The sequence below is a fragment of the Pseudomonas sp. GM50 genome, assembly GCF_000282375.1.
GTDB lineage: Bacteria > Pseudomonadota > Gammaproteobacteria > Pseudomonadales > Pseudomonadaceae > Aquipseudomonas.
This window is the reverse complement of record NZ_AKJK01000029.1, coordinates 1-3,726: the sequence shown is the minus strand read 5'-3', so window position 1 is coordinate 3,726 and position 3,726 is coordinate 1. Positions and strand designations below refer to the sequence as shown.

At 60.5% G+C, this 3,726-nt stretch carries 2 protein-coding genes; both read left to right on the top strand.

All coding sequences use genetic code 11. The features are described 5' to 3' along the window. Positions 1-2,087, top strand: a 2,087-nt coding sequence (locus PMI30_RS24140; RefSeq protein ID WP_008006831.1) for a DUF5801 repeats-in-toxin domain-containing protein, incomplete at its 5' end; no start/stop codon positions are given. Positions 2,088-2,338: 251 nt separating this feature from the next. After that, positions 2,339-3,726 (top strand): DUF5801 repeats-in-toxin domain-containing protein (locus PMI30_RS24145; protein WP_008006830.1); only part of this gene is annotated, 1,388 nt, incomplete at its 3' end.

The following is a 3,726-nucleotide window of genomic DNA, read 5'->3' as shown; positions in this document are numbered from 1 at the left end:
TGAACCTGTCGCTCAACGCCGGTGTGGTGGAAGGCCGTACGGCCACCACCAACCAGCTGGTGTTCACGGTCAGCGTCGCCGCCAATGGCAGCGTCACGCTCGACCAGATCCGCGCGGTGGTGCATCCCGTCACAACCAATCCCGATGATTCCAAGACCCTGACAGCGGACAATCTGGTGACGCTGATAGCGACCAAGACCGATGGCGACGGCGACAGCGCCCAAGCGACGCTCAACATCGGGCAAAACCTGGTGTTCAAGGACGACGGGCCAAGCATCAGCACCACCGGTACCGAGCCGACGTTGACGGTGGACGAGACAACCCTGGCAACCAACGCCACCCAGAGCTTTGCCGCCAACTTCAGCTCGGCGTTTGGCGCCGATGGCGCCGGCACACTGACCTATGCGCTGGGCGTGGTTGCCGGTGCATCGGGGCTCGTGGACACGGCCTCGGGCCAGGCGGTGAACCTGTCGCTCAACGCCGGCGTGGTGGAAGGCCGCACGGCCACCTCCAACTTGCTGGTGTTCACGGTCAGCGTGGCCGCCAATGGCGACGTCACGCTCGACCAGCTCCGCGCGATAGTGCATCCCGACGCGACCAATCCCGATGACGCGAAGAGTCTGTCGGCAGACAACCTGGTGACGCTGATAGGGACCAAAACCGACAAGGACGGCGACAGCGCCCAGGCGACGCTCAACATCGGGCAAAACCTCTCGTTCGAGGACGACGGCCCATCACTTGCATTCGGCAACCTGATCGGCACCGGTAGCGTCCTGCCGCAAACCGGGTTCTGGAACAAGTCGGCCGGCGCCGACGGGCTGGGTGCTACGGGTCTGGATATCTCAGTGAATAGCCAGTTCACCCTCGTCAGACCAGACAACTCGACCACCACCGGCTCCGCCACGCTCACCGAGCAGTCGCCCTCACCGGACGCCAATGGCGCTTACCATTTCGCAGGGACGTTGACCGGCGATTTCGACAACAACGCCGCCACGGCCAATACCAGCGTCGACTACACGCTGACCGCCTTTGACAATGGCAGCTATACCCTGGATCTGGTGCAAGGCTTCAGTTCGACGATCGTACGCAGCAGTGCCGACGGCTCGCTCGCTGCCGGCGGCCCGGACGCCGTCCGCACATTGTTAATCCCGGAGCAGAATCCGCCGATTATTCCTTCGTCATCCGAGGAGATTGTCTTTTTTGGTGTCAATGCAACCACTACCTCAAGTTCCATATTTTCGGCCATCGGGGTGGGAGCGCCCGACCTCACCGAAGCGCAGATAGAAGCCAGCGGGTTTGCATTCATCGGCACCGCGAACATGAACGTCAGCACATCCGGCATCGGTATTGGCAACAACAACCTGGATGGAAACACAACGCCGGGCATCAATGCCGGTGACGAGAGCTTCGTCATTAACCCCGAGACGTTGTTGACGGGCATGAAAGTTTTCATCGACAACTCAGTGGGAGGTTACAGCCCGGCCACGGAGGCGCTGTACTACACGATCTTCTACCAGGACGGCACGACTTCGGGTTCGGCGACGAAGGTGCTTGCCGCTGATCTGACCCCGGAGACTGGAGGACAGACGTCCTTCGTCATTGAGAGGGAGGGCTCCAAGCTCATCGACGCTGTTCAGCTCACGATGGGCCTGGGCGTGGTCAAGATCCCGGTCATCCAGTTCATTCAGGAGACCGAGAACCTGGCCAGCGATGTCAAGCTGACGTTCAACGCGACGCTGACGGACAAGGATGGGGACTCGGCATCAAGTACGTTTGACGCCTACCTGTTCGCCAACGACTTGGGCGGCGCCTTCGACTTCACGCTCGTGGGCACGGGCGGTGAGCGTGATGCCTTCAACGTCGATTTGTCATTCGGTGAGGACCAGTACCAGGTCACCGGCTTCGATGCGGGCGCAAACCTGCGAGACACCCTGGTGCTCAACGGCGACCAGAACGCCGTTGTCCAGATCGACAACAACGGCGCAAATAGCATCGTGACGGTTACCGAAACGGGCGGAGCCATCACGACCATTACGTTGGTCGGGGTGGATCTTCTGTCTAGCGACATTGTTCTTGGCAGCATCTGAGGCGGCGCGCGCGTGAAAAAATGCGAGGGTGGCGCAAACCACCCTCGCATTTTTTTGCAGTTCCAATAGGCACTCCGCACGATCGCATCAACCAGGGCACCCTGTTGCAGGCCAACGACAAGGACGACTAGGCCGAAACTCCCATCCTGCTTGGGAGTATCGGCCGATGCGCAATACCCGGCGTTTAGCCATAGTTGCGACCAAAGGTCAACGGTCAGGCCTCGATGACCGCAACTGCCCAGGACAAAGTCATGACTATTGAGCAGAATTCATTGATTACAGCCAACGCTCTGAGCGTCGTGGCCACCGGTGAGGATGTTTCGCTGGACGAAACGACCGGATTGCAGAACGTCACTGCCACTCCAACCCCTGCAGGAGACGCTGACGACAACGACATTCTGGTGTCGTCCCTGCACCCGACCTTCGCTGCCCGTTTGACCGCACTTGGTGCAGGTACCGCAACGGGTGCGGCCTTGAGTGGCTATACCGGTGCCGCAGGCAACACGGGCAGCAATGCGTTCACCATCACCGTTGACCCCGCAGCAGGCATTACCGATATCAGCTTCGTCGGCAGCACTGGCGCACCGCTCAATGGCCTGGACAGCGACCTGGATACCCTCGACGGCACCAGCATCCTTCTCTATACCGATACGACCAATAACAACATCGTTCTGGGCCGAGCCGGGGGCCCAACCGGCGCGATCGTGTTCGCGGCCTACATCGAAGAAACCGGATCGCCGGTCTCGGGCGGAAAGATCTGGACCGTGGAGTACCAACCGCTCAAGCATCCAGATACTGCGAACGCCGATGATTCGGTCAATTTGCTGAATAAGGTTTTCATCGGAGCCACTCAGGACGCGAATTTCAGCCTGGCTGGGGCGCCATCTGGCCAGCAGTTGTTCCTGATGTTCACGACCGAAGGCGCGACGGCCGATGTGAACGGCCGGATTCCCGGTGTCTCGATCATCGTCACCGGCAAGAATCCGCTGAATCAGTCGGATAGCGACGCTGCCATCACCAGCGAAGATACGGTCAACAGCAGCCAGGGTGGTGGTAAAACGACCCTGGGCACCAACAACCAGGCGATCACCGAACAGGAAGGCCTGCGCTTCAGCTTTGTCACCGGTTCCAGGGCGGACGTCACGATCCCCAATCTGAGTCCCGGCGAAGCGGGTGTCGAAGAGAACATCGACTTCACCCAGTACTTCGGCGCCCGCGCTGCGACCTTCCAGGTCGTGCAGGAGACGGGGGGCACGACCGCGAAGATCTTGCTCACCGCCTTCAAGAACGCCGACAACGTCAGCGGGTCGCAGAGCGGCACCAACTTCGTCGACAGCTACGCCAACGACGACGGTGAAAGGGTCGCGATCACTAACGGCAGTGTCACCGTGAAGACGCTCGCGGGCGTCACTATCAGCAGCGCCGTCATCACCTACAACGCCAACGGCACGGTGCTGATCACCGGCGTTCCGACCGATGCGCAGATCACCTATGGCACGGCGACCGACCACAACCGCGTGATGATCGAAAACGCCGGGTTGTTGACCGCCAAGAACGGCGACAAGACGCACGCCGACTTTGACATCGGCGGCTTCAAGGTGCTGCAGACCAGCACCTCAGCCACTGAAATCGGCTCCAA